This window comes from Peribacillus sp. RS7, from assembly GCF_041956845.1.
In the GTDB taxonomy this organism is placed as follows: Bacteria; Bacillota; Bacilli; order Bacillales; family DSM-1321; genus Peribacillus.
The window spans coordinates 417,359-443,416 of record NZ_CP168135.1 but is presented as its reverse complement, the minus strand read 5'-3'; the positions used below and the strand labels follow the sequence as shown (position 1 = coordinate 443,416).

The 26,058-nt window shown below is 42.7% G+C and carries 21 protein-coding genes; 20 read left to right on the top strand and 1 reads right to left on the bottom strand.

Features of this window, described 5'->3' with window-relative positions:
* Positions 1-3: 3 nt before the first annotated feature.
* The 12 genes from ilvN to yihA all read left to right on the top strand — a co-directional run bounded on the left by ilvN (position 4) and on the right by yihA (position 15,784).
* A complete protein-coding gene (gene ilvN, locus ACDZ29_RS02300) occupies positions 4-516 on the top strand; it encodes an acetolactate synthase small subunit (protein ID WP_289325939.1) in 513 nt (170 codons plus the stop codon).
* Between the two features lie 75 nt (positions 517-591).
* Positions 592-1,620, top strand: a complete 1,029-nt coding sequence (ilvC, locus tag ACDZ29_RS02295; RefSeq protein ID WP_063575544.1) for a ketol-acid reductoisomerase — start codon at positions 592-594, stop codon at positions 1,618-1,620.
* Entirely contained in the window at positions 1,607-3,142 is a 1,536-nt protein-coding gene (locus tag ACDZ29_RS02290; RefSeq protein WP_289315454.1) for a 2-isopropylmalate synthase, read from the top strand. The genes ilvC and ACDZ29_RS02290 overlap by 14 nt, the downstream gene beginning before the upstream one ends.
* A gap of 15 nt (positions 3,143-3,157) precedes the next feature.
* Complete coding sequence (gene leuB / locus ACDZ29_RS02285) at positions 3,158-4,270, top strand: 3-isopropylmalate dehydrogenase (RefSeq protein ID WP_289315455.1); 1,113 nt, start codon at positions 3,158-3,160, stop codon at positions 4,268-4,270.
* Between the two features lie 70 nt (positions 4,271-4,340).
* Positions 4,341-5,750, top strand: coding sequence for a 3-isopropylmalate dehydratase large subunit (leuC, locus tag ACDZ29_RS02280; RefSeq protein ID WP_370015989.1), 1,410 nt, complete (start codon positions 4,341-4,343; stop codon positions 5,748-5,750).
* A 27-nt stretch (positions 5,751-5,777) separates the two neighbouring features.
* Complete coding sequence (leuD, locus tag ACDZ29_RS02275; RefSeq protein WP_375089714.1) at positions 5,778-6,377, top strand: 3-isopropylmalate dehydratase small subunit; 600 nt, start codon at positions 5,778-5,780, stop codon at positions 6,375-6,377.
* Positions 6,378-6,553: 176 nt separating this feature from the next.
* Positions 6,554-7,588: a tetratricopeptide repeat protein gene (locus tag ACDZ29_RS02270; protein ID WP_375089713.1), complete on the top strand. Its 1,035-nt coding sequence runs from the start codon at positions 6,554-6,556 to the stop codon at positions 7,586-7,588.
* A gap of 186 nt (positions 7,589-7,774) precedes the next feature.
* The gene (gene tig, locus ACDZ29_RS02265) at positions 7,775-9,067 is read left to right on the top strand and encodes a trigger factor (RefSeq protein WP_289325934.1); all 1,293 of its coding nucleotides are present in this window, start codon (positions 7,775-7,777) and stop codon (positions 9,065-9,067) included.
* 430 nt (positions 9,068-9,497) lie between these two features.
* A complete protein-coding gene (gene clpX, locus ACDZ29_RS02260; protein ID WP_101222811.1) occupies positions 9,498-10,766 on the top strand; it encodes an ATP-dependent protease ATP-binding subunit ClpX in 1,269 nt (422 codons plus the stop codon).
* 194 nt (positions 10,767-10,960) lie between these two features.
* Positions 10,961-12,631 (top strand): ATP-dependent protease LonB, encoded by a 1,671-nt coding sequence (gene lonB / locus ACDZ29_RS02255; protein ID WP_375089711.1) that lies wholly within the window; start codon positions 10,961-10,963, stop codon positions 12,629-12,631.
* A gap of 253 nt (positions 12,632-12,884) precedes the next feature.
* A complete protein-coding gene (gene lon, locus ACDZ29_RS02250; protein WP_289315461.1) occupies positions 12,885-15,206 on the top strand; it encodes an endopeptidase La in 2,322 nt (773 codons plus the stop codon).
* Positions 15,203-15,784 carry a ribosome biogenesis GTP-binding protein YihA/YsxC gene (yihA, locus tag ACDZ29_RS02245; protein ID WP_289315462.1) on the top strand — a complete coding sequence of 194 codons (582 nt, stop codon included), beginning with the start codon at positions 15,203-15,205 and terminating at the stop codon, positions 15,782-15,784. The genes lon and yihA overlap by 4 nt, the downstream gene beginning before the upstream one ends.
* 74 nt (positions 15,785-15,858) lie before the next feature.
* Here yihA and ACDZ29_RS02240 read toward each other — a convergent pair whose 3' ends face one another.
* A complete protein-coding gene (locus ACDZ29_RS02240) occupies positions 15,859-16,341 on the bottom strand; it encodes a LiaI-LiaF-like domain-containing protein (RefSeq protein WP_289315463.1) in 483 nt (160 codons plus the stop codon).
* Positions 16,342-16,593: 252 nt separating this feature from the next.
* Between ACDZ29_RS02240 and hemA the strand changes: the two genes are divergently transcribed.
* The 8 genes from hemA (at position 16,594) to ysxE (ending at position 26,013) form a co-directional block, all read left to right on the top strand.
* A complete protein-coding gene (hemA, locus tag ACDZ29_RS02235) occupies positions 16,594-17,943 on the top strand; it encodes a glutamyl-tRNA reductase (RefSeq protein WP_289325931.1) in 1,350 nt (449 codons plus the stop codon).
* Positions 17,944-17,953: 10 nt separating this feature from the next.
* Complete coding sequence (locus tag ACDZ29_RS02230; RefSeq protein WP_289315465.1) at positions 17,954-18,784, top strand: inner membrane protein YpjD; 831 nt, start codon at positions 17,954-17,956, stop codon at positions 18,782-18,784.
* 9 nt (positions 18,785-18,793) lie between these two features.
* Positions 18,794-19,726 carry a hydroxymethylbilane synthase gene (gene hemC / locus ACDZ29_RS02225; protein ID WP_370015987.1) on the top strand — a complete coding sequence of 311 codons (933 nt, stop codon included), beginning with the start codon at positions 18,794-18,796 and terminating at the stop codon, positions 19,724-19,726.
* Positions 19,726-20,523: a uroporphyrinogen-III synthase gene (locus ACDZ29_RS02220; RefSeq protein ID WP_289325929.1), complete on the top strand. Its 798-nt coding sequence runs from the start codon at positions 19,726-19,728 to the stop codon at positions 20,521-20,523. The genes hemC and ACDZ29_RS02220 overlap by 1 nt, the downstream gene beginning before the upstream one ends.
* On the top strand, positions 20,520-21,515 hold the full coding sequence (gene hemB / locus ACDZ29_RS02215; protein WP_289325928.1) for a porphobilinogen synthase: 996 nt from the start codon (positions 20,520-20,522) through the stop codon (positions 21,513-21,515). Before ACDZ29_RS02220 ends, hemB begins: the two co-directional genes overlap by 4 nt.
* A 38-nt stretch (positions 21,516-21,553) precedes the next feature.
* Positions 21,554-22,843 (top strand): glutamate-1-semialdehyde 2,1-aminomutase, encoded by a 1,290-nt coding sequence (gene hemL, locus ACDZ29_RS02210; protein WP_370015986.1) that lies wholly within the window; start codon positions 21,554-21,556, stop codon positions 22,841-22,843.
* Between the two features lie 548 nt (positions 22,844-23,391).
* Positions 23,392-24,795 carry a LysM peptidoglycan-binding domain-containing protein gene (locus ACDZ29_RS02205; RefSeq protein WP_375089710.1) on the top strand — a complete coding sequence of 468 codons (1,404 nt, stop codon included), beginning with the start codon at positions 23,392-23,394 and terminating at the stop codon, positions 24,793-24,795.
* 138 nt (positions 24,796-24,933) lie between these two features.
* Positions 24,934-26,013, top strand: a complete 1,080-nt coding sequence (gene ysxE / locus ACDZ29_RS02200; RefSeq protein ID WP_375089709.1) for a spore coat protein YsxE — start codon at positions 24,934-24,936, stop codon at positions 26,011-26,013.
* The last annotated feature ends 45 nt before the right edge of the window (positions 26,014-26,058 follow it).

Here is a 26,058-nt window from a genome sequence, read left to right as displayed (position 1 = left end):
TCAATGAAGGGAATTCTTAGCCTCACCGTGAACAACCGTCCAGGCGTCCTGAATCGGATTACGAACCTGTTCACGAAAAGAAATTATAACATTGAAAGCATGGCTGTCGGTCCCTCCGAGCAGGCCGGCATTTCAAGGATGACCTTTGTGGTCGATGTTGATGACGAAGCTGTCGTGGAACAGATCACCAAGCAATTGAATAAGCAGATCGATGTATTGAAAGTAAATGATATTACGAATCAATCGATTGTGGCGAGGGAACTTGCACTCATTAAAATATTGGTGACTACACAGACCCGAGCCGAGATTTATTCAGTCATCGAACCCTTCCGAGCATCAGTTATTGATGTCAGTAAAGATAGCCTGACAGTTCAAATCACAGGGGAATCGGATAAAATCGAAGCCTTCATTGAACTGATCAAGCCATATGGCATTAAGGAATTGGCAAGGACAGGGACTGCCGCCATCCCGCGTGGAATGCAAATAGCACACGCTAAGAGCGCGACAATCGTATAAACAAAAAACAAAAAACAAAAAAACAAAAAAACAAAAAACAAAAAACAATGAAAAGAAAAGGGAGATGTAATTATTATGGCAAAAGTATATTATAACGCAGAGGCAAACGAGAATTTTTTCAACAATAAAAAGGTAGCGGTCATCGGATATGGTTCACAAGGACACGCACACGCACAAAACCTGCGTGACAGCGGTGTAGAAGTAATCATCGGAATCAGGAAAGGTAAATCCTTCGATAAAGCCGTGGAAGACGGGTTCAATGTTTACACAGTTAAAGAAGCAGCTGAACAAGCAGACGTAATCATGAACCTTTTACCGGATGAAACTCAGCCGAAGGTATATCAAGAAGAAATCAAACCGGTCTTGCGTGCTGGTCAAGCGTTAATGTTCGCACACGGATTCAATGTCCATTTCAATCAAATCGTTCCTCCGGCAGACGTAGATGTTTTATTAGTTGCTCCAAAAGGTCCTGGACATCTTGTTCGCCGTACATATGAACAAGGTGCAGGAGTGCCGGCATTGTTTGCCATCTATCAAAATGTTACGGGGGAAGCAAGAGAATTGGCACTTGCGTACGCTCGGGGGATCGGATCTTTAAGAGCTGGCGGTTTGGAAACTACTTTCCAGGAAGAAACGGAAACGGATCTATTTGGAGAGCAAGCCGTACTTTGCGGCGGATTGACTGCCCTTGTGAAAGCTGGATTCGAAACCTTGACAGAAGCTGGATATCAACCGGAAGTAGCATATTTCGAGTGTTTACATGAACTTAAATTAATCATCGACCTTATGTATGAAGGCGGTATGGAAAACATGCGCTATTCCATTTCTGACACAGCTCAATGGGGAGATTTCGTTTCTGGACCACGCGTTGTGACGGAAACTACGAAAGAGGCCATGAAAGCGATCTTAAAAGACATCCAAGACGGAGAGTTCGCTAAAGGATGGATTTTGGAAAACCAAGCGAACCGTCCAGTCTTCAATGCTATCAATAATCGTGAAAACCAACATCAAATCGAAGTGGTGGGTCGTGAATTAAGAAAAATGATGCCATTCGTAAAACCTCAACAAAAAGAGAAAGAAGTGGTAGCCGTTGCGAAAAATTAATATATTTGAAACCACACTTCGAGATGGGGAGCAATCCGCCGGTGTAAATTTAAATTTTACCGAAAAGCTTGAAATTGCTTATCAGCTTGAAAGATTGGGTGTTGATATTATCGAAGCCGGTTTTCCGGCAGCATCCAAAGGGGATTTTAACTCCGTACAGGAAATCGCGCGCAAAATTAAAAACAGCTCTGTTACGGGGCTGGCGCGTGCTGTAAAAGGAGATATTGATGCAGCTTGGGATTCATTGAGGATCGGTGCAGAACCAAGGTTGCATACGTTCATCGCCACTTCGCCCATTCATCGTGAATATAAGTTGAAAATGTCGAAACAGCAAGTGATTGAAAAGTCCGTTGAGATGGTCAAGTACGGGGCAGCACGTTTCCCGATCGTACAATGGTCTGCAGAAGATGCCAGTCGTACAGAACTTGACTATTTGGCTGAAATCGTTGAAGCGGTCATTCAAGCTGGTGCCAAGGTCATTAATATTCCAGATACTGTAGGATATGCAGCTCCAATTGAATACGGAAACATTTTCCGGTACCTTCGTGAACATGTTCCTTCTATTGATAAGGTTAGCTTATCTGCACACTGCCATGACGATCTTGGTATGGCAACCGCCAATTCATTGGCCGCCATCGAAGGCGGGGCTACACAAGTCGAAGGTACAATCAATGGCATTGGTGAACGTGCCGGAAATGTGGCACTTGAAGAAGTGGCTATGGCACTCTACATCCGTAAAGATTTCTATCAAGCGGAAACGGGCCTTGTATTGAATGAAATTAAAAGAACCAGTGATTTGGTCAGCCGACTTACCGGAATGCAAGTTCCTGCTAATAAAGCCATAATTGGTGCCAATGCATACGCACATGAATCTGGCATTCACCAAGATGGCATGTTAAAAGAAAAAACGACATACGAAATCATTTCGCCTGAACTCGTCGGAGTTTCGTCCAATTCACTTGTTTTAGGGAAGCATTCAGGACGCCATGCTTTCAAAGAAAGATTACAAGAGTTAAATTTTTCGGTTACGGATGAGGAGATGAACTCATTATTCGTTCAATTCAAGGAATTGGCCGATAATAAAAAGACCATGACGGATGAGGATATCGTGGCACTTGTGCTTGAAGAGAAAGCGACGGATATCAGTTTCTATGACCTGATTTCCTTACAGATTTCCCACGGTACACATCAGACGGCAACAGCGACGGTTACACTGAAAAAAGGCGATAATGAAGAGATTCAGGAAGCGGCAACAGGTGCAGGAAGTGTTGAAGCCCTTTATAACACGCTTGAAAGATGTTTGGGCAGCGAAATCAACTTGCTGGACTATCGGATTCAATCGGTAGGTGGCGGAATGGATGCCCTTGCCCAAGTTTTTGTGAAAATTGATTTTAATGGTGTGGAAACAAGCGGCCGCGGTCTGGATCAGGACGTCTTGGAAGCATCCGCAAAAGCGTATTTGAACGCTGTGAACCGAGTGATCATCATGAAGGAATTGGAAGAAAAAGCAGTATTACAATAGGAAGGGGAGATTTCGATGAAAAGGAATATTGCGGTGCTTCAAGGAGATGGCATCGGGAGAGAAGTAACAAGAGGCGCTGTAGAAATCCTCGAAGCCGTTGCCCAAAGATATGGACACGATTTTGAATTTCAATATGGTGAGATTGGCGGCGGGGCCATCGATAACACGGGTTCGCCCCTGCCGGATGAAACAGTGGAGATTTGTAAAAACAGCGATGCGGTATTATTAGGGGCCGTTGGAGGACCTAAGTGGGATGCCCAGCCTGCGCACCTAAGACCGGAACGAGGTTTGTTGAAAATCCGAAAAGATTTGAATCTTTATGCTAACATCCGTCCAATCAGCTACTATTCCAGCTTGTCGGAATCTTCTCCTCTTAAAAAGGAATTCATTGAAGATGTGGATTTCGTGATTGTCAGGGAACTAACTGGCGGCCTTTATTTCGGAAAGCCAAGTGAACGCGTTGAAAAAGAGGGGAAAGAGGCGGTTGTCGATACTCTTTTCTATCAGAAAAGCGAAATGAAGCGCATTATTGAACTTGCTTTTGCATTAGCATCGGATCGCAAGAAAAAAGTAACATCCGTGGATAAAGCGAATGTTCTTGAATCCAGCAGGATGTGGCGTGAAACGGCTGAAGAAATCGCCAAGGACTATCCGGATGTAACCCTTGAACACATGCTTGTGGATAATGCAGCCATGCAACTGATCAAAAACCCGAAACAATTTGATATTATCGTGACGGAGAATATGTTCGGTGATATTTTAAGCGATGAAGCATCCGTGTTGACTGGTTCGCTTGGAATGCTACCATCCGCCTCTATATCAACAAAAGGGCCTAACCTATATGAACCGATTCATGGCTCAGCTCCGGATATCGCGGGCAAAAACTTAGCTAACCCAATCGGGACCATTTTATCAGCGGCGTCCATGCTGCGTTTATCCTTTGGCCTGGAAGATGAGGCACATGCCGTTGAGCAGGCAGTGGAAGCGGTCCTTGATTATGGTTTGAGAACAGGCGATATCGCAAATGGCCAACCAAATATTACGTCTACTTCAGAGATGATTGCAGAAATAAAAGCAAATCTTTTAGACCAGGAAGCCATTTCCAACATCATGGGAGCTTACGCATAAACTTCTTTCACGGCCTAACATTAGGCCGTGTTTTTTAAAAAAATACAAGATTGATCGAGGTGGGATAAAGATGGGAAAGTCGATAATAGAGAAAATATGGGATCGCCATATTGTAAATGAAGAGGAAAATAAACCGGATTTAATTTATATTGACCTTCAATATATTCATGAAGTGACCTCTCCACAAGCATTTGAAGGATTAAGATTAAAAGGACGTGCAGTCAGGAGACCCGACCGTACTTTTGCGACAATGGATCATAATGTGCCAACCGTTAATCGTTATTTCATCGAGGATGATATTGCAAGGAAACAATTAGAGGCACTTGACCAAAACTGTAAGGAGTTCGGTATCCGCCTTGCTGATTTAGACAGCCCGGAACAAGGGATCGTTCACGTTATCGGACCGGAATTGGGTCTTACACAGCCAGGGATGACGATTGTCTGCGGTGACAGTCATACTTCCACACATGGTGCGTTTGGATCGATTGCGTTTGGAATCGGGACGAGTGAGGTTGAGCATGTTTTAGCCACACAAACCCTATGGCAAACAAAACCCAAAACATTAAAGCTTGAGGTTAATGGCAAGCTTGGTCACGGCGTGATGGCGAAAGATGTCATTTTATATGTGATTTCTAAATTCGGCGTCGATTTCGGTACGGGACACATCATTGAGTATTGTGGGGAAGTTTTCCGGGATATGTCGATGGAAGAGAGAATGACGGTGTGCAATATGTCGATCGAAGGCGGGGCAAGAGCGGGGCTGGTAGCTCCCGATGAAACGACTTTCTCTTATTTGAAAGGTCGTAAGTATTTGCCAAAAGGAGAAGAGTTCGAGCAATGTGTACAGGACTGGAAGTCACTTTCCAGTGATGAGGATGCTGTATACGACCAGGAAATCATTCTTGATGGCAGCCTGATTTCGCCTATGGTCAGCTGGGGTACAAATCCTGGAATGGCTAGCGGAGTGGACGGTAAAGTACCTACCTTCGCGGAAGATATCATGGATCCAAAGGAACTGAATCGTGCACTTGAGTATATGGGTCTTGAGGAAGGCATGCCGATTACGGATATTCCCGTTCAGCATGTATTCATAGGATCGTGTACCAATTCACGCATTGAGGACTTACGGCAGGCTGCAGAAATGATCGAAGGCCAGACTGTTCAAAAAGGAGTTCGGGCGATGGTCGTTCCCGGTTCACAGAGTGTTAAAAGGCAAGCGGAAGATGAAGGGTTGGATGAGATCTTCAAATCTGCGGGCTTTGAATGGCGCGAATCAGGTTGCAGCATGTGCTTGAGCATGAACCCTGATGTGGTTCCAGCCGGTGAGCATTGTGCCTCCACCAGTAATCGGAACTTTGAAGGAAGGCAAGGAGCTGGTGCCAGGACACATCTAGTTAGTCCGGCAATGGCTGCCGCGGCCGCCATTCATGGGAAATTTGTCGATATTAGGAATTTGAAAACGACTGAACAAGTCCATTAAGAATACAATTAACCGGAGGTGCAGAGGATGGAACCCATTACTATATATAAAGGAAGAGCGGCGGTACTTGACCGTAAAAACGTGGATACGGATCAAATCATTCCAAAGCAATTTTTAAAACGAATTGAGCGAAGTGGATTTGGTGAATTTTTATTCTATAACTGGCGTTTTGATGAAAATGGAAAAGAACGTCCTGAGTTTGAATTGAATCAGCCCCATAATCAAAACGCGTCCATTTTAATAGCCGGTGAAAATTTCGGCTGTGGTTCTTCGCGTGAGCATGCTCCATGGTCCTTGAAAGACTACGGATTCGATATCATCATCGCACCGTCCTATGCTGATATCTTTAAAAGTAATTGCATGAAGAATGGCATGGTCCCCATTGCTTTAACCCAAGCTGAAGTGAAGTATTTAATGGAGAGAGTGGCGGCACCTGACTATGAGTTGACGATTGACCTTCCCAATCAGACATTGAAAGATGGTCAAGGGTTTGAAATAAGTTTTGAAATTCATCCATATTGGAAGGAAATGCTCATTAAAGGCTGGGATGAAATTTCCATAACCCTTCAATATGATAAAGAGATTTCCGCCTATGAATCACAAAAAAAGGTTGTATCGAGCATTTAATTGAAGATGGTCATTTTCCCGTCCTCCTTTCATATTTGAAAGGAGGACGGGATTTTTTTATGGGAAAGCTTGAAATGGACGGAAAAGGCGTTTATTCTCCCATATAAAATTTTGTGTTTCCTGCTATTACATGCTAAACTGTTTTTCAAAAAGCGAACGGTGAGGCGGAAAATAGGATGGATAATGAGAACAACCAAAAGAAGGCTGGAGAAACCAAGATTATCGCCTTTCCAAATCTCGGTGAAAGGCTGATTGTAAAAGGGCTGGATGAGCTTGGAAACAGAAACTTTAAAGGAGCTGCACAGCTTTTCAGCCAAGCCAGGGAATATGAGCCCGAAAATGATGAGGTTTGCATGGGGCTAGTGGTCTCTCTAGTCGAACTTGAGCACTATGAGGAGTCAAAAGAGTTATGTATAGAGATGCTGAATAAAGGCATCGGCGACTATTTTCAACTTATCAATATCTATTTGATGGTCCTGCTGCAATTGGGCGAGCATCAGGAAATGGTCACGACGATCGAACTGCTATTTGAAGAGAGCCAAATTCCCTTTGATAAAGAGGAACATTTCGAAAAGATGCTTCAGTTCAGCAAAAGGGCCCTTGAGGATAAAAAAGAGGAAAAGGAAAGGCAAAATCAGCAGCTTGCAGAAGAATTGCAAGAGGATGATCTCTTTGAAGGGAAAACGGATAATGAAATGTTCTTGGTCATTTCAAAACTCACGAATATCAACATTCGACCATTCATCCCGCGAATCGAACAATTTCTACAAAGAGACGAGGGACACCCTTTCTTTAAAACGATGCTCCTTAACATCCTTATCGACCAGGAATATGCCGAGGAAGTGACACTAAGGAAATTCAATCAATCGAAGTCGGTCATACCAAGGGAATTGAAAAGTTTGAAGGAGACGGACTTCTATAAGACGGTAACCGGCCTGACAGAAGAGGAAATCAGTCAGGAAAACCCGAGCTTATTTGAAATGGTCCATAGTTTAATCGAACGTCATTCCTTTCTGTTATATCCTTTTGAACCCGGACCTGAAAGCTTGCCGGCTTGGGCAGCTGCCTACCATGCATTAGCGGAGGAATACATGACTGGGGAAGTTTTCGGGAGGGACTTAGCGGACCTTTATCTGGCTGATGAAGAAACAGTTGCGGATATTCTATCCTATTTAAAAGAAATTGAGGAAATTTCTTATCCCATTATTTAAGCTATTGCTGTTGTAACAGATTAAACCTGTGGTATAATGTAGTGGTTGTAATGTATAAATCGTCGAGTTTTGACGATTTCCCAATATTTTTTTTGGGTATATTTGAAGGATGACTTGTTAACACTTGCAAAGCATATTCATCCAATGCTTATTATTGAAGTATATAGATTTTTTGGAGGGAAACACATGTCTGTAAAATGGGAAAAACAAGAAGGTAATCAAGGCGTACTAACAATTGAAGTTGACGCTGCAAAAGTAAACGAAGGTTTAGACGCAGCTTTCAAAAAAGTAGTGAAACAAGTAAATGTACCTGGCTTCCGTAAAGGTAAAATGCCACGTCAAATGTTCGAAAAGAAATTCGGCGTAGAATCACTATACCAAGATGCGCTTGATATCATTCTTCCAGATGCTTATGCAAATGCTGTCGAAGAAGCTGGAATTCAGCCTGTAGATCGTCCAGAAATCGACATCGAGAAAATGGAAAAAGGCGAAAACCTGATTTTCACTGCAACAGTAACGGTTAAGCCTGAAGTTAAATTGGGAGATTACAAAGGTGTTGAAGTTGAAAAATTCAATACTGAAGTAACTGACGAAGATGTTGAAAACGAATTGAAAACATTACAAGAGCGTCAAGCTGAGCTTGTTGTTAAAGAAGAAGGACAAGCTGCTGAAGGCGATACAGTCGTTCTTGACTTTGAAGGATTCGTTGATGGTGAAGCATTCGAAGGCGGAGCTTCAGAAAACCATTCATTGGAAATCGGTTCGAACTCTTTCATTCCAGGATTTGAAGAGCAACTTGTTGGTCTTGAAACTGGCGCTGAAAAAGATATCGAAGTTTCTTTCCCTGAAGAATACCATGCTGCTGAACTTGCAGGTAAACCAGCTGTATTCAAAGTGAAAATTCACGAAATCAAAACAAAACAACTTCCTGAGTTGGATGATGAGTTCGCGAAAGATGTCGACGACGAAGTTGAAACTTTGGCTGAACTTAAAGAAAAAACAAAACATAAATTAGAGCATGACAAAAAACACGAAGAAGAAAACTTCATACAAAACACTGTAATTGGTAAAGCTGTTGAAGGTGCGGAAATGGACGTTCCTGAAGCAATGATTTCAAATGAAGTGGACCGCATGATGAATGAGTTCTCTCAACGCATTCAATCTCAAGGACTTAATTTGGAACTTTACTACCAATTCTCAGGTCAAGACGAAGAAGCTTTAAAAGCACAAATGAAAGAAGAAGCTGAAGGGCAAGTTCGTACGAGCCTTACTCTTGAAGCAATTGCTGAAGTTGAAAAACTTGAAGCGACTGACGAAGATGTGGAAGCTGAACTTGGACAAATGGCTACAATGTACAACATGGAAATTGACGCGATCAAACAAGCTCTTGGAAACTTAGAAGGAATCAAAGGCGATCTTAAAATTAAGAAAGCTATTGACTTCTTGGTAGAAAACAGCAAAACAGTTGACGCAAAATAATTTTTATAAATAAGTAGATTTAAATATTTCCTTTAAAAAAACAAGGCGCGAGTAATCGTGCCTTGTTTTATACATATTGAGAATTAGTGGGAATTTCAAATATCGGTTAGTTCCTGATTGATTTTTTTTGGATTTCAGTGTAGATTAGTTCTAATACCGCATATACATATTTATACAGCAAATCCTGATTTTAAAAATCAAAAGTTTTGGGCATACTGGTAAAGGGCAAATACATATTGATTGATTATTGTACTTATTTAACAACTCGGACGCGTGAGCATTTTTGTTACTAAACTTCCAAGAACATGATAAAATGCAAAACATACTAGGGATTTTGGAATGCTTAAGTAGATGTGTGCCTATTTTTTTTCATTCGATTGGGTACCGCTATGTAATAGAGTTGGAAGAGTATTTAAAGGGGTGAACGTACATGTTTAAATTTAATGATGAAAAAGGACAGTTAAAATGTTCTTTTTGCGGTAAAACACAAGAACAAGTCCGTAAACTGGTTGCTGGTCCAGGTGTCTATATTTGTGACGAGTGTATCGAGCTTTGTACGGAGATCGTCGAAGAAGAGCTGGGCACTGATGAAGAAGTGGAATTCAGGGATGTTCCTAAACCTATGGAAATCCGTGAAATTCTTGACGAATATGTGATTGGACAAGAACAGGCGAAGAAATCTTTGGCTGTCGCTGTTTACAACCATTATAAACGTATCAATTCCAATAGCAAAGTCGACGATGTGGAGCTTTCTAAAAGTAACATCGCCCTAATCGGACCGACGGGAAGCGGGAAAACCCTTCTTGCGCAAACATTGGCACGATTACTGAATGTTCCTTTTGCCATTGCTGATGCGACTTCATTGACGGAAGCTGGATATGTTGGGGAAGATGTCGAAAACATCCTTCTAAAATTGATCCAAGCAGCTGATTATGATGTGGAAAAAGCGGAAAAAGGCATCATTTATATTGATGAAATCGATAAAGTTGCCCGTAAATCGGAAAATCCTTCCATTACACGTGACGTGTCTGGTGAAGGTGTGCAACAAGCTTTATTGAAAATTCTTGAAGGAACGGTTGCAAGCGTTCCGCCTCAAGGTGGGCGTAAACATCCGCATCAGGAGTTCATCCAAATCGACACGACCAATATTTTGTTCATCTGTGGCGGTGCCTTTGATGGCATCGAACCGATCATCAAACGCCGTCTTGGTCAAAAAGTCATTGGTTTTGGCTCTGACGTGAAGAAGGATGATGTTGCAGAAAAAGAATTGCTTTCCAAAGTCCTTCCTGAAGACTTGCTTCGTTTCGGTTTAATTCCGGAATTCATCGGACGTCTTCCGGTAATTGCGACTCTTGAGCAATTGGATGAAGCTGCTTTGATCGAAATCCTGACAAAACCGAAAAATGCCCTTGTTAAGCAATATCAAAAATTGCTTGAACTAGACGATGTCGAATTGGAATTCGAACAGGAAGCGCTTAGTGAAATTGCTAAAAAGGCAATTGAACGTAAAACTGGTGCACGTGGCCTGCGATCCATCATTGAAGGCATCATTCTTGAAGTGATGTTCGATTTGCCTTCACGTGATGATGTTGCAAAATGTGTAATCACAGGCAGCACGATTTCAAAAAATGAATCTCCAAAGCTCGTCCTAAAAGACGGTACGACCATCAAAGGACAAGAAAAGAAGACATCTGCTTAATTAATAGGAAAAGTAAGACTGCCAGTTCATCCTGGCAGTCTTTTTCTTTTGTCTTTTTTTATGTTTATTGAAAAATTGTTGTTCTTAAGGATGAAAACCCCAAAATTTACAACACGAATTTCTTGGATAATATCGCCCTTCCAAAGGAGATACTAACAGAAATTACAAACTAGGAGAGTGCAGGAGGGAATACGATGAATTGGACAGGATTGGCGTTGTTTATCCAGCTGTTTTTTGGGATTATTATTGGATTGTATTTTTTGAACCTATTGAAAGGCCAGCGGACACAAAAAGTTTCCATTGACCGTGATTCACGTAAGGAAATGGACCAATTACGGAAGATGAGATCGATTTCGTTAACTGAGCCATTGGCTGAGAAGGTTAGACCAAGCTCATTTAATGAAATCATCGGTCAGGAAGATGGCATTAAATCTTTAAAGGCTGCTTTATGTGGGCCGAATCCCCAGCATGTGATAGTTTACGGTCCTCCAGGGGTAGGGAAAACAGCAGCGGCCAGACTTGTTTTGGAAGAGGCTAAGAAAAACGGGAAGTCCCCTTTTAAGAATTCGGCAGTGTTTGTTGAATTGGATGCCACTACAGCCAGGTTCGATGAACGGGGGATTGCCGATCCGCTTATTGGTTCGGTGCATGATCCAATTTATCAAGGGGCCGGGGCAATGGGACAAGCTGGCATTCCGCAGCCAAAGCAGGGTGCAGTCAGCAATGCTCATGGAGGCGTATTGTTCATCGACGAAATAGGGGAGCTACATCCAATACAGATGAATAAACTGTTAAAGGTATTGGAGGATCGTAAGGTCTTTCTGGAAAGTGCCTATTATCAAGAGGAAAACCAAAATATTCCCACTCACATCCATGATATTTTTAAAAATGGACTTCCGGCTGACTTTCGATTGATTGGAGCCACAACGAGAACGCCAAATGAAATCGCACCTGCAATACGCTCGAGATGCATAGAGGTATTTTTCCGTGAACTTGATCGGGAAGAAATAATCACCGTGGCTAAAAATGCATCAGATAAAGTGGAAATCACCATCAGTGAAAAAGGCTTGCATTCGATTTCGGATTATGCCCGAAATGGCAGGGAAGCCGTCAACATGATTCAGACTCTTGCAGGAATTTCAATTAATGAAAACAGGACTTTTATCAGAGAAGAAGATATAGATTGGATGGCACATAGCAGCCAACTGACCCAAAGAATGGACAGGAAAATAGAATCGAATTCTAAAATAGGCCTTGTCAACGGTCTTGCAGTCTATGGTCCCAACAGCGGGGCATTGCTTGAAATCGAGGTTACGGTCATGGCTGCCTCTGATGAAAAAGGCTCGATAAATATTACCGGCATCGTTGAAGAAGAAAGTATTGGCGGTGGTGGCGGCAAGTCGATTCGCCGTAAGAGCATGGCAAAAGGTTCGATTGAAAATGTCATTACGGTTTTACGGTCGATGGGAGTGCCTGCCGATCAATTCGATATCCATGTGAATTTCCCAGGCGGAAGTCCTGTAGATGGTCCTTCTGCCGGAATCGCGATGGCAACTGGCATATACTCGGCCATTTATAAAATCCCTGTTGATCACACAATGGCGATGACTGGGGAAATCAGCATTCATGGCGGTGTTAAACCGATTGGCGGTGTCATTCCGAAAATCAAGGCCGCAAAACTTGCCGGCGCAAAGAAAGTAATCATCCCAGCCGATAACATGCAGCCTTTGCTATCTGAAATCAAGGATATAGAAATCATTCCGGTTACGAATGTAAAAGAAGTGCTCGATCAGGCACTGAAAAAGGAAATGATATCGGAACAAATACTCACATCCTTGGACCTATCGAAAAAAGAAAGTGTATAAACGAAATGCCCCGGCTAAAATAGAACCGGGGCATTTTAAGGACCATATTGGAGTCCGTCTTAAACTTAAAGAAAAAATAAACACGTGTTCAGACGTGCTTTTTTATCTAATATTGGAGATAATAATAGCAGTCGAAACGTGTTAAGGTAAACGAATAGACACTTCTATATAAATAGGATAGAATTGTTAAAAGGTTGAGAACATGGGTAAATAGTTTACAACGACGATACTAATTAGATGGAGGTGTCAGGAAATGACTGATAAAGAAATCATCGTCCCCCTCCTGCCGCTTAGAGGACTGCTTGTATATCCAACGATGGTACTTCATTTAGATGTAGGCCGAGATAAATCGGTACAAGCCCTTGAGAAAGCAATGGTGGAAGACCATCTTATATTTTTGACGACACAACAAGATGTTTCGTTGGACGAACCAGGTGAAGAAGATTTATTTACAATGGGAACTTTAACAAAGGTAAAACAGATGCTGAAGCTTCCGAATGGTACAATCCGGGTGTTGGTGGAAGGATTGAACCGGGCAGAGGTCATTGAATTTTACGATTATGAGACACATTATGGTGCCAAGATTAAAATATATGAAGACAGTGATGAAAAGGATGCTGAACATCAAGCATTAATGCGCACACTATTGGATTATTTTGAACAATACATAAAAATGTCCAAGAAAATAACCGGTGAAACATTTTCTTCCACTTCCGATATTGAAGAGCCAGGGAGATTAGCCGATATAATCGCTTCCCATTTGCCTTTGAAATTGAAGGAAAAGCAAGAAGTGCTCGAGACCATTGATATGAAAAAGCGTTTAAGCCGTGTAATCGAGATCATCAATAACGAGAAAGAAGTTCTTTTCCTCGAGAAAAAGATCGGCCAGCGTGTTAAGCGTTCGATGGAACGGACTCAAAAAGAATATTATTTACGTGAACAAATGAAAGCGATCCAAAAGGAATTGGGCGATAAAGAAGGGAAGACAGGGGAAATTGAGGTCCTCAACGAAAAGATAGAAGAAGCGGATATGCCAGAGCACATCAAAGAAACGGCATTAAAGGAATTGGACCGTTATGAAAAAGTACCGTCCAGCTCAGCCGAGAGTTCTGTCATCCGCAATTATATCGAATGGTTGATCTCGCTTCCTTGGTCCAAAGCTACTAAAGATGACTTGAATATTCACAAAGCTGAAAAAATCCTGAACCGGGACCACCATGGATTGGAAAAGGTGAAGGAGCGGGTGCTTGAGTATTTAGCCGTCCAGCAATTGACCAATTCATTGAAGGGTCCTATCCTTTGCTTGGTTGGACCACCTGGTGTCGGGAAAACCAGTCTCGCTAAATCGATCGCGTCATCACTGAATAGGAATTTCGTCCGTATATCTTTAGGCGGGGTGCGTGATGAATCGGAAATCCGCGGACATCGCCGCACATATGTAGGGGCGATGCCGGGACGGATCATCCAAGGCATGAAAAAAGCTGGAACGATCAATCCTGTCTTTTTACTGGACGAAGTGGATAAGATGTCCAATGACTTTAGGGGAGATCCATCTGCAGCGATGCTGGAAGTACTCGATCCTGAGCAAAACCATAATTTCAGTGATCATTATATTGAAGAAACGTATAATCTTTCCAAGGTCATGTTCATTGCGACGGCGAATAATTTGGGATCGATTCCTGGCCCGCTTCGTGATCGTATGGAAATCATTTCGATTGCAGGTTATACTGAGATAGAGAAACTTCACATAGCCAAGGATCACTTACTGACTAGACAGTTGGAAAACCATGGTTTATTGAAGACACAATTGCAAATCCGTGAGGAAGCTCTTACCAAAATCATCCGTTATTATACTCGGGAAGCCGGTGTCCGTAGTCTGGAGCGACAGCTTGCAAGCATCTGTCGTAAGACTGCAAAAATCATCGTGTCCGGAGATAAAAAGCGGGTCGTCATTTCTGAAAAGAATGTCGAGGAGTTTTTAGGGAAAACCATGTTCCATTATGGACAGGCGGAAGTCGAGAACCAAGTCGGTGTTGCTAATGGTTTAGCATACACGTCGGTTGGTGGCGATACGCTGCAAATCGAGGTTTCCTTATCACCAGGTAAAGGCAAGCTTATCCTGACAGGAAAGCTTGGCGATGTAATGAAAGAGTCAGCCCAGGCTGCTTTCAGCTATGTCCGTTCAAAAACCGAGAAACTTCATATTGATACGAACTTCCATGAAAAATATGATATTCATATTCATGTCCCCGAAGGTGCCGTCCCTAAAGATGGCCCATCTGCAGGCATCACGATTGCAACAGCGTTAATATCGGCCCTAACTAATAGGCCGATCAGAAAAGAGGTAGGCATGACAGGCGAAATTACATTACGCGGACGGGTTCTTCCGATCGGCGGGCTTAAAGAAAAATCTTTAGCGGCCCATCGCGCAGGACTTACGAAAATCATCATCCCGCAAAATAACGAAAAGGATATTGATGATATCCCGGAAAGTGTCCGTAAAGCATTAACATTTGTTCCAGTTTCACACGTCGATGAAGTCCTTGAGCATGCATTGGTAGGTGTGAACGAATGAAAGTAACAAGTTCAGATATTGTCATCAGTGCTGTGAAGCCTGAACAATATCCCAATACTCCAATACCGGAATTTGCCTTGGCAGGCCGTTCCAACGTTGGGAAATCCAGTTTCATCAACAAAATGATCAATCGAAAAAACTTGGCGCGGACATCCTCTAAACCGGGTAAGACGCAGACCTTGAATTTTTATATCATAAATGAAGCACTCCATTTTGTGGATGTACCGGGTTATGGTTATGCAAAGGTATCAAAAACGGAGCGCGATGCCTGGGGAAGGATGATCGAAACGTACTTCACTTCCCGTGATCAGCTCCGCGCTGCGCTTCTGATCGTCGATTTGCGTCATCCTCCGACTAAGGATGATATCGCAATGTATGAATTCCTGAAGCATTATGATCTGCCAAGGATCGTCATTGCCACCAAAGCGGATAAAATTCCAAAGGGCAAATGGCAGAAGCACTTGAAGATCACGCGCCAAACGTTGAATATGGAAAGAGAAGATGAATTGCTTCTTTTCTCAGGGGAAACAGGAGAAGGTAAGGAACAAGCATGGGGCGTCCTTAAGAAATATATGTAAAAGAAAAGGGTATTCCGCATCTGGAATACCCTTTTTCATTATGGAATTCACATAAAATGCGAATCGGTCCATATTCACTTTTTTCGAACCAAAAAGAAAATGCCGATTGCCATCAAGGCAAATGGCCAAAACCTCTCGATGTTCGCCGTGCTTGTTTCAACAATCCCGAAAGACGTTGTGATTTTATCATAGAATAAGAAAAGGATCGAGATGATGAGTATTACCATCCCGTGAAACATTCCAGAATTTGTTTTACGTGCCCGAAGAATAAATCCCAGCGAGATGATTAAAATAAAGATACCTATATTGTCCGGCCAAATATCCAGGTTCTCGACAATGTGGAAGTGGGCCCCGAACCCCAGTAAGATGACGCCTGGCAGGATGGACTCATATTCATTACCGCTATAAGCCTGAATCAAGAAGGCGGCACCAACTATACATAATAAAGTGGGCCAGCTAAAAAAGCCTGGAAAGATCTCCATTTGGGAATGTTCAAGAAAAAAATAGAGTCCGAAACCGATTAAAACGATTCCAGGGAAAATACGCTGCGTTTTCATTTTATCCTCCTATCCAATTCGATTACTTGAAGTTTTTTGCCATTTTTGATATGGTACTTTTGTACACAATGTCGAAATATGTATGTAACTTACAAATCCCGCTTAGACACCTTTTGTAGCAATCAGGCGTTTTGGCTGTCTTTTCATGGTAGCATACGTTTTCATAAACTGTTCATATTATTTGCGTGAATCAATTTTAGTACATGGTATAATAAATTTACATGAAAAATTTTGGGGGTGCAAAACAAAAGGATGCATATTCTAGCGGTTGGTATTAATTACAAAACTGCCCCTGTAGAAATTCGGGAAAAACTATCGTTCAGCGAAGCCGAACTTGCCGAGGCAATGAAAGCTCTTAAAAATAAAAAAAGCATCTTGGAAAATATTATTATTTCAACATGTAACAGAACGGAGATATATGCGGTCGGTGACCAGCTTCATACAAGTAGGTATTATATAAAGGAATTTCTTTCGGAATGGTTTAATATCGATAAAGAAGAATTTTCTAAATATCTCTTCATTTATGAAGGCGATGGGGCTGTCGAGCATTTATTTTCTGTTACCTGCGGCTTGAATTCCATGATCCTTGGAGAAACTCAGATTTTGGGACAAGTACGTTCAAGCTATCTGTTAGGGCAGAAGGAAGATACGATCGGTACCGTTTTTAACCATCTCTTCAAGCAAGCCCTTACATTGGCTAAAAAAGCTCATTCGGAAACCGAAATCAATACCAATGCCGTTTCCGTCAGCTATGCGGCAGTCGAGCTTGCAAAAAAAATCTTTGGAGGCCTGAACGGCAAGAATGTCTTGATTCTTGGGGCCGGTAAGATGGGTGAGCTAGCCATTCAAAATCTTCATAGTAATGGAGCCGACAGCATCACAGTCATTAACCGCACCTTTCAGAAAGCGGTCGACCTGGCGGAAAGATTCAATGGTACAGCAAAACAGCTTCAAGAGCTGCAATGCGCTTTAGTGGAGGCTGATATCCTGATCACTTCCACTGGATCAAAAGATCTTCTCGTAACAAAAGAAATGATGTCATTCGTGAATAAGCTTCGTAAAGGCCGTCCTATTTTCATGGTCGATATCGCAGTGCCGCGTGACCTTGATCCAACATTGGGCGAGCTGGAAAATGTCTTCCTGTATGACATTGACGATCTTGAAGGGATCGTGCAAGCCAATATCGAAGAACGTAAAAAAGCTGCCGAGAAAATAGAATTGATGATCGAATCTGAAATTGTGGACTTCAATCAATGGATTAATTTGCTTGGTGTGGTGCCAGTCATTTCTTCTTTACGGGAAAAATCCCTTTCGATACAAAAGGAAACGATGGAAAGCATCGAAAGAAAGCTTCCGCATTTAAGCGAACGTGACAAAAAGGTTCTGAACAAGCATACGAAGAGCATCATCAACCAAATGCTAAAAGATCCTATTCTTTATGCAAAAGAGCTTGCAGATGAGCCGAATGCAAAAGAGCAATTAAATAATTTCGTTAAAATCTTCAATTTAGAGGAATTGATAGAAGACCAGCTGGTTGCGGATGATGAAAAAGAACTGAACAGTTCCAAGGCATCCCTATTGAATCCAGTTCCTGTCCAGTAATGAGGTAGATATGGAATTACTAATGACAAGATTGCATGAAGCCACTGTGTTGTTGTATGCCATCAGTATGCTTTTATATTTTATTGACTTCCTTAATAATAACCAGAAGGCTAATAAGGTCGCCTTCTGGTTGCTTTCTATTGTTTGGGTACTGCAAACAATTTTTTTGTTTCTGTATGTAATGAAAACGGGAAGGTTCCCGGTATTGACGATTTTTGAAGGCTTATATTTTTATGCATGGGTCCTCATATCGTTATCTTTGATCATTAACCGATTGCTAAGAGTCGACTTTACGGTCTTTTTTACGAATGTATTAGGTTTCATGGTTATGGCCATCCATACATTTGCACCTGTTCAGATAGAATCTCAAGTGCTTGCACAGCGTCTGGTTTCAGAGCTATTGCTCATACATATCACTTTTGCCATCCTATCTTATGGGGCATTCACGCTTTCTTTCGTGTTTTCACTACTCTACTTAATTCAATATGATCTGTTGAAACGGAAGAAGTGGGGGAAACGGCTGCTTCGACTCGGCGATCTAACTAAACTCGAGCAAATGTCTTATGTCCTAGCAGTAATAGGTGTTCCATTATTGGTGGTATCACTTATCTTGGGGATTCAATGGGCTTATATAAAAGTGCCTGGGGTATCCTGGCTGGATATGAAGATCATCGGCTCATTTATTTTGCTCATCGCATACAGTGTATTTTTATACTTGAAAATTCGGAAACAAATGTATGGAAGGACGCTAGCCTTTCTGAATATTGGATCTTTCATGATTGTGTTAATTAACTTTTTCCTTTTCGGAAGCCTTTCAACATTCCACTTTTGGAATACATAGGAGGAAACTATGAGAAAAATAATTGTCGGTTCTAGACGTAGTAAATTAGCGATCACCCAAACGAACTGGGTTATCGATCAACTTAAAGAGCTTGGGGTTCCATACGAGTTCGAGGTGAAGGAAATTGTCACAAAGGGTGACCAAATCCTTGATGTAACGCTTTCCAAGGTAGGCGGAAAAGGCTTATTCGTTAAAGAAATCGAACAAGCGATGCTGGATAAAGAAATTGATATGGCTGTACATAGTATGAAAGATATGCCGGCAGTGCTTCCTACAGGCTTGACGATTGGTTGCATACCGCCGAGGGAGGACCATCGGGATGCCTTGATTTCCAAGAACCATGAAACCCTTTCTGAACTGAAACCCGGTTCCATCATAGGTACAAGCAGCTTGCGCCGTGGCGCTCAAATTTTGGCTAGAAGGCCGGACCTTGAAATTAAATGGATTCGCGGGAATATCGATACCCGTTTGAATAAGCTGAAAACGGAAGATTATGATGCTATCATTTTAGCTGCAGCAGGACTATCAAGAATGGGATGGGAACAGGACATCGTAACGGAATTCTTAGATGAAGATATTTGCATTCCGGCAGTTGGACAAGGAGCACTTTCCATTGAATGCCGTGAAGATGACAAAGATCTGCTGGCAGAACTTGCGAAATTGACCTGTGAAAAAACGAAAAGAACGGTTGAAGCGGAACGTGCCTTTTTGGATAAAATGGAAGGCGGATGCCAGGTTCCGATTGCCGGATTTGCGGTAGCAAAAGATAATGGATCCGTTTCCTTGACGGCTTTGGTCGCTTCTCCTGATGGAAAGGTGATTTATAAAGAAATGGTCGAGGGGGCAGATCCCGTGACGGTTGGGCATGATGCTGCCAAGCAGATTAGTGAAATGGGCGGTAAAGAATTGATCGATCGCGTAAAAGAGGAGCTTGATCAGTAATGAAACCCTTTCAACCTCTTAAGGATTACCGGGTATTAATCACGAGAGGGAAAGGGCAGGCAGATGGTTTAAAAGATTCGATCGAGAAAAATGGCGGAACGCCGCTTCTTGTGCCATTGCTTGAGTTCACTCTTCCTGATCATATGGAAGAGGTTCATCAGCGTTTAGGTGAGTTGCTTACCTATGACTGGATCATTCTGACAAGTCAAAATGGGGTGGATTTCTTCTTTAAGCTTCTTGGTAAACTGCCTTTAAAGCTTCCGAAAATAGCCGTTATCGGCTCCAAAACAGAAGCGGCCCTGAAACGGCATGGGTATAAGGCGGATTTCGTGCCAGCTCAGTTTGTTGCTGAAGGGTTTGTTTCGGAGTTCATGACCTTACTTGATCCCGGGTCACGCGTGTTGCTGGCAAAAGGAAATCTCGCCAGGGCGGTTATTGCGGAGGCAATCAATGAAGGTGGAGCATCGTGTGATGAAGTGATTATTTATCATACCGTGCTTCCTCGAAGCAGTGAAAAAAAACTCGTGCAACTTATAACGAATCATGAAATCGACGTCATAACCTTTACGAGTTCTTCGACGATCCATCATTTTTTGCAGATTATGGAACGCTGTGAGTTGGATACATACATAGACCGGATCATCATCGCATGCATCGGACCGATTGCCGCTAAAACGGCTGAAAAACATGGGCTATCCGTCGATGTTTGTCCAGATGTTTATACGACGGATGCCATGGTTGCTGATTTAATACGCTTCATCGTGAAAAGAAATAATAAGGGAGGAACTTTAAAATGAAAAACATTCCATTCAATCGCCACCGTCGCTTGCGTGCAAGTGCTGGCATGAGGGCTTTAGTCCGTGAAACACAATTGCATAAAGAGGATTTGATCTATCCGATTTTCGTCATCGACGGTGAAAATGTAAAAAATGAAATCAACTCGATGCCGGGTATCTATCAGTTATCCATGGATAATCTGGGAGCGGAAATGGATGAAGTCGTGAGTCTGGGCATAAAGTCAGTCATTTTATTCGGTGTCCCTTTTGATCATGATAAAGACGAACAGGGCACAGGTGCTTTTCACCATAACGGACTTGTGCAAGAGGCAACCCGCTTTATCAAAAAACAATATCCTGAAGTCATTGTCATTGCTGATACCTGCCTTTGTGAGTATACAAGCCATGGACATTGCGGGGTCGTTGAAGGGGAAAAGATCCTGAATGACGCTTCTCTTGACCTTCTTGCCAAAACGGCAATCAGCCAGGCTGAGGCCGGTGCCGATATCATTGCCCCTTCCAATATGATGGACGGTTTCGTTGCGGCCATCCGTGCAGGTCTGGATGAAGCGGGCTATGAAGATATTCCGATCATGTCCTATGCAGTGAAATATGCCTCGGCTTTTTACGGTCCATTCCGAGATGCTGCGAATGGTGCACCACAATTTGGCGACAGGAAAACTTACCAAATGGATCCCGCCAATCGCCTTGAAGCATTCCGTGAAGCTGAATCCGATGTTGCTGAAGGTGCGGATTTCCTAATCGTAAAACCAGCCCTATCCTACATGGACATCATCAGGGACGTTAAGAATAACTTTAATCTCCCGATTGTTTCCTATAATGTCAGCGGTGAATACTCAATGGTTAAGGCAGCTGCCCAAAATGGCTGGATTGATGAAAAAGCGATAGTGATGGAAATGCTGACAGGCTTGAAACGCGCAGGTTCCGACTTGATCATTACGTATTTTTCAAAAGAGGTAGCACGCTGGATAAACGAAGATAATCAAGGATGATGACAAATAAAACCTGTAATGGAAAAGGGGATTGAATCATGCGGTCATATGAAAAATCGAAAAAAGCGTTTGCCGAAGCAAAAGACTTGATGCCAGGCGGCGTGAACAGCCCGGTACGTGCCTTCAAATCTGTGGACATGGATCCAATTTTCATGGAACGCGGAAAAGGCTCAAAAATGTATGATATCGATGGGAATGAATATATAGACTATGTTCTTTCATGGGGACCGCTTATCCTGGGTCACACGAATGACCGTGTCGTGGAATCATTGAAAAAGGTAGCGGAATCAGGTACAAGCTTTGGAACCTCTACACTGATTGAGAATGAACTGGCTAAGTTGGTCATTGAACGGGTGCCTTCGATTGAGATGATCCGGATGGTATCTTCAGGAACCGAAGCGACGATGAGTGCCCTAAGGTTGGCGCGAGGCTTTACAGGCCGGGATAAAATCCTGAAATTCGAAGGTTCTTATCATGGGCATGGCGATTCATTGCTAATCAAAGCGGGATCCGGTGTTGCAACATTAGGTTTACCTGATAGCCCGGGAGTACCGGAAGGCATTGCGAAAAATACGATTACCGTACCATATAATGATCTTGCTGCAACCAAATATGCGTTTGAACAATTTGGCGAAGACATCGCCTGTATCATCGTAGAACCTGTTGCGGGGAACATGGGCGTCGTTCCGCCACAGCCAGGTTTCCTCGAAGGCTTACGTGAAGTGACGACCCAATACGGTGCTCTATTGATCTTTGACGAAGTGATGACCGGGTTCCGTGTCGGCTATAATTGTGCACAAGGCTATTTTGGCATCGTACCGGACCTGACTTGCCTTGGGAAAGTAATTGGCGGTGGCTTGCCGGTCGGAGCTTTCGGAGGAAAGCGCGAATTCATGGAACGAATCGCCCCGAGTGGGACAATCTATCAAGCAGGAACATTGTCAGGTAACCCTCTGGCCATGACGGCTGGTCTTGAAACGCTGAGCCAATTGACTCCAGAATCTTATGAAGAGTTCACCCGAAAAGGTGATATCCTCGAAAAAGGCATTGGAGAAGCAGCAGAAAAATACGGAGTTCCCCATACATTCAACCGTGCCGGTTCCATGATTGGACTTTTCTTTACAAATGAAGAAGTCGTAAATTATGATACAGCAAAAACATCCGATCTAGAGTTCTTTGCTTCTTACTATAGGGAAATGGCGAATCAAGGCATCTACTTGCCGCCATCCCAGTTTGAAGGTTTATTCCTATCAACAGCACATAGTGATGAAGATATCGAAAAGACCATTGAAGCGGCAGAACAGGCCTTTGCAAAATTAAAAAAATGATGCAAAAAAACTTTCTGGCTAATTAAGCAATCATAAATATTAAACAGGCTACCATTTTCCAAAAAACTTTTGGAGAATGGTAGCCTGTTTTTTTGTATTCAATCAGTAAGCGGAAGAATGCTGATTAAAAGTTGAAGGCCGAATAAAAGGGTGGTAGGACGGAATAAAAGATTGAAGGCTGAATAAAGGATGATAGGACGGAATAAAAGGTTGAAGGCCGAAATAATAGGGAGATAGGACGGAATAAAAGGTTGAAGGCCGAAATAATAGGGAGGTAGGACGAATAAATAGATTGAAGGTCGAAATAAAATGGAGATAGGACCGAATAACTGGTTTTAGGACCAAATTTAAATGGTTTCAGGCCGATTGCATTGATCCAATTCTACATTGATTTTAGCCTGGGAAAATAGAATCTCCTCCTTTTTAGTGGTTCAGGATAAATAAGATCTGGATGGCGGCAAATGAAATTAAGGAATAATCATCTTCCTACCTTCATAGATTGATAATGGTATAGGTACCGTTTCCTGAAGCTGAAAGGAGGAGTTGTCTTGTCGCAAGAAAATGAATCGTATTTACGATTTTCTTTAGAGGAATCCGTTTGGTTCCAGAAGGGACAGGAAGTGGCTGAGCTCTATTCCATTTCCCTGGATCCGAATGTGACGATTCAAGAAAGTGATCAATATGTTTTTATACGAGGCTCGTTAGATTTATGCGGTGAATACAAAGACTCGCAAAATGGTGAGGAAGAGGAGTTTTCGCAGACCTTTTTGCCAAAATCCGTTCAAAAGGTCGAGAGGCATCCCAATGGACTTAATGAGTTCACACACCGTTTTCCGGTTGATATAACGATTCCGAATAATCGGATTGCCTCATTAGAGGAGATTGATGTCTCGATTCAAAGCTTTGATTATGCCCTGCCTGAGCATAACTGTTTGAAATTGCAGGCGGATTTGTTGATAACCGGAATCTATAATGATTCATATGTGGAACAACGGTTCGATACGGAGCAGGAAGTTGGGGAAACAGAGGGAGAAGAAACGGATGGGGAAAATGAGTCATACATTCCTTATGCGGCTGCAGTGCCGCCAATCCCGGATTTTCAGCCTGTTTTCCGTGATGAGCAGGAGGAAGAGTTATACACGCCTTTTTCTGCAGAGGCAAGACGAGTATCTGAAGCGAACGAAGAAGAAGAAGAGGAACCAATCTATTTAAGCGATCAGCATAATGCCCCAGTTTTTGAAATTCCCGTTTCACCATATCCTGAAGAGGAGGAGTGGGAAACGGAAGTGCACAGACAGGAAGATGCTGAAGCTGTAGAGGAAGAAGTGAATTTTATAAGTGATCAGCCTGACTCCACAGAGGAGGTACCTGTGTCATTCGTGGATGAGGAGAAACTGGAGGAAGAAGTAAGTAGGCAGGATTCCATAGTGGAGACGGAGACTCCTAGAGTGACTTTGAAAGAAGAAGTGGTAGAAGAGCCTCATCAAGATAGCCCAGTTTCAAATCTTGAAACCGAGGACGTCATCCGGCAGGAAGAAGATGACGTTGTAACGGGACCTATCCTAAATGAACATGTGAAGGTGGAACAGGAAGAGGAGTCCAATTCATCCATAAGCGATCTATTCAAAAAGAGGGAAAGACCAGCGCCCCCAGCCAAGGAAGTCAAAAATTTCAAAGGCAGGAAACAAGCAGCTGAGCGTGATGATAAAGATACGGCTGATCATGATGAAAAGCAGCTTTCCATCATGGATTTATTCGGACGGAAACAAGAAGAAGAACTGGTAAGGATGAAGGTTTGCATTGTCCAGCAAGGGGAAACGCTTGATGACTTGGCTCAACGTTATGATGTTACGGTTCAATCCATACTTTTCAGCAATGAATTGGAGTCGAATCAAAACGTCCATGAAGGGCAAGTCATCTATATACCGAAGGCCGTTGTATATAAGAATTGAACAGGACAGAGAGCAGAGCATATGGTCTGCTCCTGTTTTTTACTAGGGTAAAGTTGTTGAACGGCGTTAGAGCAGCCTGATTGGTCACTGGACTTTGGTGACTAGAGGAATTGGATTGAGTTTTTTTAGAGAAAGTGAGTGAGTCTCGTGAGGGAAAACGAGAATCAGCAGCCTGCTAATCGGGATCTTGACACGGAAACCGTCTTGAAGGAATATGCCATGTATGTACAATATATTGAGGATTTCGGGCGTGTAAAAAAAGTATACACTGATCGCGGTACATTTGCCTTGAAATCGATTTTACCGCATAACGGCATTGATTTTATAAAAAATGTTCAAAAACTGTACCATCGCGGCTATAACAGGATCGTTCCCATTTATCAAACGATGGATCAGCGTTACGCCGTTCTTCATAATGGACGTTTGTATTACCTGATGCCCTGGTTGAATAATGAAGGGGACGGGGAGCGCGTTGAAAAGCATAAGCAAATGTTCAGGGAGCTTGCCCGGATGCATACGCTGTCCGTTAGGGAAATACAGGTGGATCCAGAGGAACGGGAAGCCCATTATGAGCGGACGCTTGATGCCTGGAATAATGAGAAGGACTTTATGGATGAGTATATTGTCAGCTGTGAAAAGAAGTGGTATATGTCTCCAGTCGAAATGACGGTTTGTTCTTTCTACACTGATATTTCACAGGCACTGAAGTACTCGATCAAGAAGTTTGAAACTTGGTATGAAAAAACGAAGGAAAGTGAAAAGGTTCGAACCGTGGTCACGCACGGAAAGGTCTCTTTGAAGCATTTCGTTTATGACGAACGCGGATATGGCTACTTCATCAATTTTGAGAATTCGAATACGGCACCGCCTCATTTCGATTTACTGCCATTTCTCGTTAAGTCGGCCAGGACCTATCCTGTCCAAAGCGATGACTGCGTCGACTGGCTATATAACTATTTTCGTTATTTTCCTTTGAAAGAAGAAGAATTGCTGCTCATGCAAAGTTATCTGGCTTTCCCTGGATCAGCTTTGGAATTAGTGAAGGGTTATTCCGATGGCAGGGGACATCGTTCAGAGCTTGATAATGTTACTCAACTGCAGCGGCAATTTTGGCTACTGAAGAATATTGAGTATATGGTGATGAAAATCGAAGAGATCGAACAGCAGAAAAAGGCGGCTGCCGAGGCTGCCAAAGAAGAGCAATCACCCCCAAGCTAAATATACATGATTGGATCATCTCCAGTCATGTATATTTTTTTGCTG